Genomic DNA, 5,229 nt, shown 5'->3' on the forward strand with positions numbered 1-5,229 from the left:
GTCTAAAAATGTTGAATCCCTTCGGGATTCAGAGATAAAAAGAATTACTGGTCACTTTTCAGTGTCTTTCTTATTTATCTACCTGTTTTTTTATAAAAACAACATCAAAGATGTTGAACATTTGTAGGAGAAATGAAGTTCATGTTGAAAGGGCAACCCTGAAAGGGTTGAACGTTTTAAAATTAATTATGAAAAAATGAGAACCATAAATTTTCGAAATCATTTTTTCCGGTAAAAAAAGCTATTTTAATCTATAAATTTCCAAAATTTTTGGGGGACATTCAGTTTCTAACAAATTTAATCTTGACATTTTTTAATAAAAATGTTATATTGACAATTCCATTGAAACAATATTTTAATTCAGGGCATAAGAGAGAGTTTTCCATGTTTAATATTTTTATCTTCATACGAATTATTAGCATCATGATACGCCCTCCTCTCCTGGCAGAGGGACAGTAGCAGGATTTCCATAACTTGTAAATATCACCCACTGCCAGGAAAAATAGACAGTGGGTTTTTTATTGGCAGCAAGAAAAAATAAAATCAGGAATAGGGTTATGCTGAAAAAAGTCAACACGCAGGAAGATTTTATCGCCTTAGAGCATCGTATTTTAGACTTCTGGAAGAAAAATAAATCATTTGAAAAATTAGTTGAAAAAAATCGCGGCAAAAAGCACTGGTCATTTTTGGACGGACCGATCACTGCTAATAATCCCATGGGCGTACACCACGCCTGGGGCAGAACGTACAAAGATATTTTTCAGCGCTACCACGCCATGCTCGGTCATGATCAGCGCTATCAAAACGGATTTGATTGCCAAGGTTTGTGGGTCGAAGTTGAAGTTGAAAAAGAGCTCGGTTTCAAATCGAAAACAGACATCGAAGAATTTGGCATTGAGAATTTTGTTGACAAATGCAAGCAGCGCGTGTACAAATACTCCAAAATTCAGACCGAGCAGTCGATTCGTCTCGGTTACTGGATGGATTGGGACAATTCTTACTACACCATGTCCGACATCAACAATTACACCATCTGGAAATTCCTGAAAAAATGCTACGATCGCGGCTGGATTTACAAAGGCCATGACGTGATGCCATGGTGTATCAAATGCGGCGCTGCCATGTCGCAGCACGAGATTGCCACCGAAGGCTACCGCGAAATGGAGCACACGAGTATTTACGTCAGATTCCCGCTCGCGGACCGCGAAAATGAGAGTTTACTTGTCTGGACGACCACGCCGTGGACCCTGCCGGCGAACGTCGGCGCGGCGGTTCATCCGGATTTTACTTACGTAAAGGTCAAACAGGGGGACGAAATTTTCTACCTCGTCAAGGAACGCGCCGAAACCGTGCTGAAAACAAAAGGCGATTACCAAGTTTTAGGAGAACTCCCGGGCAGCGCCATGGCCGGCTGGGAATTTCATTCGCCGTTTGAAATGCTTCCGGTGCAGCAAGGCGTAAAACATCCGGTCATTGTCTGGGACGAAGTCAGTGCGGAAGAAGGTACCGGCATCGTACACATTGCTCCCGGCTGCGGAAAAGAAGATTTTGCCCTGGGCAAAGAATACAACATGCCAGCCATCGCACCGCTGGACGAATTCGGCACATTTCTCGACGGTTTTGACTGGATTAGCGGCAGGAACGTGATGGACGTGGGCGAGCCGATCATCCGGAATTTGCGCGAACGGAATATTCTGTACAAACGGGAAAAAATCACTCACCGTTACCCGGTGTGCTGGCGCCACGGCACAGAGTTGGTGTTCCGGCTCGTGGACGAATGGTTCATTAAAATGGACGAATTGCGTTTCGACATCATGGAAGTCACCAAAAAAATTCGCTGGATGCCCGACTACGGCATGCAGTTGGAATTGGACTGGCTGAAAAATATGCACGACTGGATGATTTCCAAAAAGCGCTACTGGGGACTGGCGCTGCCGATTTACGAATGCCCGAAATGCGGAAACTTTGAAGTCCTGGGCAGCATCGAGGAGTTGAAAGATCGCGCCGTGGAGGGTTGGGAAGAACTTGAAGGACATTCTCCGCACCGGCCCTACATTGATAAAGTGAAAATTAAATGTTCCCAATGCGGCGCCACTGTGCCGCGCGTCAAAGATGTCGGAAATCCCTGGCTCGACGCGGGAATTGTACCTTATTCTACCATGAAATATCTTGAAGACAGAAAATATTGGGAGAAATGGTTCCCGGCGGATTTCATCACCGAATGTTTTCCGGGACAGTTCCGCAACTGGTTTTACGCCATTCTCGCCATGAGCACCGTGATGGAAAATCGCGAGCCGTTCAAAACCGTGCTCGGCTACGCCCTGGTGCGCGACGAAAAAGGCGAAGAAATGCACAAGAGTACCGGTAACGCCATCTGGTTTGAAGATGCGGCGGAAAAAATCGGCGTGGATACCATGCGCTGGATGTTTGCCGATCACAATCCGTTCACTAATCTCAGTTTCGGCTACGGCCCGGCAAAAGAAATCCGTAAGCACCTGCTGACGCTGTGGAATACTTATGCTTTCTGGGCAAATTACGCGATTTTGGACGACATCAATCCGGCGGACCTGAACGCGAAAAAAGAGGACATGACGGAAATCGACCGCTGGGTGCTGGCGAAATTGCAGGAATTGATCCGCGTTTCCCGCCAGAATTACGAGGAATACAACGTCATGGCATTTGTGAAAAAAGCCGAGGCTTTCATCGACGATCTTTCCAACTGGTACGTTCGCCGTAATCGCCGCCGCTTCTGGAAGAGCGAAAAGGACACGGACAAGCAAATCGCTTATTTCACTCTCCACAAAGTGTTAGTGACGTTCATCAAATTGCTGGCGCCGGTGATTCCGTTCATCACCGAGGAAATGTATCAAAATTTAGTCGTTGCCAACGATCCCAGCGCGCCGGAGTCGATTCACCACTGCGATTTTCCGGAAGTCGATGAAAATTTTGTTGACGACGAATTGGTGAAAGGAATCGACCAGGTGATCGCTGTGGTCAAGGCCGGGCGCGCTTTGCGCAATCAGAGCGGCATCAAAGTTCGCCAGCCTATCGCGGAATTTTTCATCAAACCCGGTCCTTCTTTGGATCCGGAAAGCCTGAAAAAACATTTCAGCCACATCACCGAAGAACTGAACGTCAAAAAAGTGACTTTCATCGACGATGACGCCGAACTTGTTGATTATCAGCTTAAATTAGATTTTAAGAAATTAGGGCCTAAATTTGGCAAAGACGTGCCCAAAGTTCAAAAAGCTCTTGCCGGAATCTCTGCGCGGGAAGCGGCGAAAAAATTGAAAGCCGGACTGCCAATTGAAGTGACGCTCGACGATCGCACCGTTCAGTTGGAGTCCGAAGACATTCAGGTGGAACTGAAGCCGCAGGAAAATCGTGTAGTGCAGGAGAGCGACGGCAGTGTCCTGGCTTTGGACATCCACCTGACTGAGGAACTTATCTCCGAAGGACTGGCGCGCGATTTGATTCGCCAAATTCAAGAATTGCGCAAAGAAGCGGATTTTGAAATGAATGACAGAATCCATCTGTTCTTTTCCGGCTCTGAAAAAATTAAAAATGCTTTTGAAACGCACGCCGATTACATTAAAGCGGAGACGCTTTCGTTGGACATCACGGACAGCGTGTCTGCCGATTCAAAATCAAAAGAAATTAAAGTTGGCGGCGAGAAGGTTGTGATTGGTGTGAAAAAATAGTATCTTCGATACCCTTTCAATTTCAGCGACCCTTTCAAAGGTTCCAAACCTTTGAAAGGGTACAACTTGAGAAAAATATGAAATCTGAAAAACCGACAGATGATCTTTCTCTGAAAAATTTTTCCAAAAAATTCACGGCTGAAATCTTTCACATTGACAAAAGAATTTTTAAAACCATTGCCGCGCTTTTTTTTAAGCCAGGGGAACTGGCTGCTTCCTATTTTTCTGACAAAAGAGAACGATTTGTCCAGCCACTGAAACTTTACTTTGCCATCAATTTTGTATTTTTCTTCCTCGCGCCGCTTCTGAACACGCACCAATTTCAGGTATTCAATTTTAATTTGAAAAGCATTGTTGGGGGCAACCAAACCTACCAAAAAATCATTGCCAACCAGACTCACGCTGCAAACGTTTCCCGGGAAATCTACGAAGAACGATTTGATGCTCATCTGAAATACAACCAGCCGGCGTTTGTATTTTTGGTTGTGCCGATTTTTGCCCTTTTTCTGTATCTGCTTAATTTCAAGAAAAGACGCTTCTATGCGGAAAATTTCATTTTCGCGGCTCATTTCCTGTCATTCTTTTTACTGCTGCTGCTTTCGCTCATTTCTCTTTTTCACATTTTCGCATTTATATTGAAAGCCATCGGAACTTCCCAATCGACCATCGGCCAGATTTTGGTTCTTCTTGTTATCCTGATCCCTGTCGTTTACCTGTTTTTCGCTTTGCGAAAATTCTACCGGAACAAAATTATTCTTGCAATTGTGAAGGCCATTTTTCTGTTCGTTAGTTTTCTGTTCGTGATTGGGATTTATGTGCAGTTTCTGTTTTTTTACACCATTCTGGCGTTGAAATGGGCGTATTGAGAAAAAGAGCCAATAATCCGAAATAGAAATCAATCAATAAAAGATGTTCTTGAAATGAAAGCTACATTTCAACTGAATTCCGTTGATTGCCTCGGATAAAAATCCGTGCAAACCCGTGTTCCAAATATAAGTAGCAAATCCTATACGGAACAATTTTTTCTTTTCTTTTTAAAATTATTTCTTTACTTTTTACTGAGTCAATCATTATTAACGTGGATCAATAAAAAAGGGAGAAAAACAATGGATTACGACAAGGAAAAAGTCGATGAAATGGTGCTGGCGCTTCTTTATTTGACGACATTTGATGACGGATATGGCCCCCGCGCCTGGAAAGGTATGGACTGGGATGCAATGAATCGATTATTCGAAAAAGGATACATCGGCAATCCTAAGAGCAAGGCCAAATCTGTGATTCTGACCGAAGAGGGCAAAAAGCATTCCGAGGAATTATTTTTCAAATATTTTGGGGTGAAAAAATAGTTTCGGCAGAAAAAATCATTGCATATCGCTTCTAAAAAGCATTTTTTACGTTTTTCTGGGATGTCCCCCAAAAAGTCACGTTGGTTATTTCGATATATAGAACAATATCAAGATGGCTATTATCAATAAACAATCTGAAAAATATTTTAGGCGAAACAACTGCTCCGTTCACACAAATGGCT

3 protein-coding genes are annotated in these 5,229 nt (G+C 43.7%); all 3 read left to right on the forward strand.

Annotated elements, in window-relative coordinates:
• The first annotated feature begins 557 nt into the window (after positions 1 to 557).
• The 3 genes from GXO74_07070 to GXO74_07080 all read left to right on the forward strand — a co-directional run bounded on the left by GXO74_07070 (position 558) and on the right by GXO74_07080 (position 5,047).
• Positions 558 to 3,701 carry an isoleucine--tRNA ligase gene (locus GXO74_07070; GenBank protein ID NOZ61427.1) on the forward strand — a complete coding sequence of 1,048 codons (3,144 nt, stop codon included), beginning with the start codon at positions 558 to 560 and terminating at the stop codon, positions 3,699 to 3,701.
• A gap of 77 nt (positions 3,702 to 3,778) precedes the next feature.
• Positions 3,779 to 4,567, forward strand: coding sequence for a DUF3667 domain-containing protein (locus GXO74_07075; GenBank protein NOZ61428.1), 789 nt, complete (start codon positions 3,779 to 3,781; stop codon positions 4,565 to 4,567).
• 240 nt (positions 4,568 to 4,807) lie between these two features.
• The gene (locus tag GXO74_07080; protein NOZ61429.1) at positions 4,808 to 5,047 is read left to right on the forward strand and encodes a hypothetical protein; all 240 of its coding nucleotides are present in this window, start codon (positions 4,808 to 4,810) and stop codon (positions 5,045 to 5,047) included.
• Positions 5,048 to 5,229: the final 182 nt, after the last annotated feature.

The sequence above is a fragment of the Calditrichota bacterium genome (assembly GCA_013152715.1).
Classification (GTDB): domain Bacteria; phylum Zhuqueibacterota; class Zhuqueibacteria; order Thermofontimicrobiales; family Thermofontimicrobiaceae; genus 4484-87.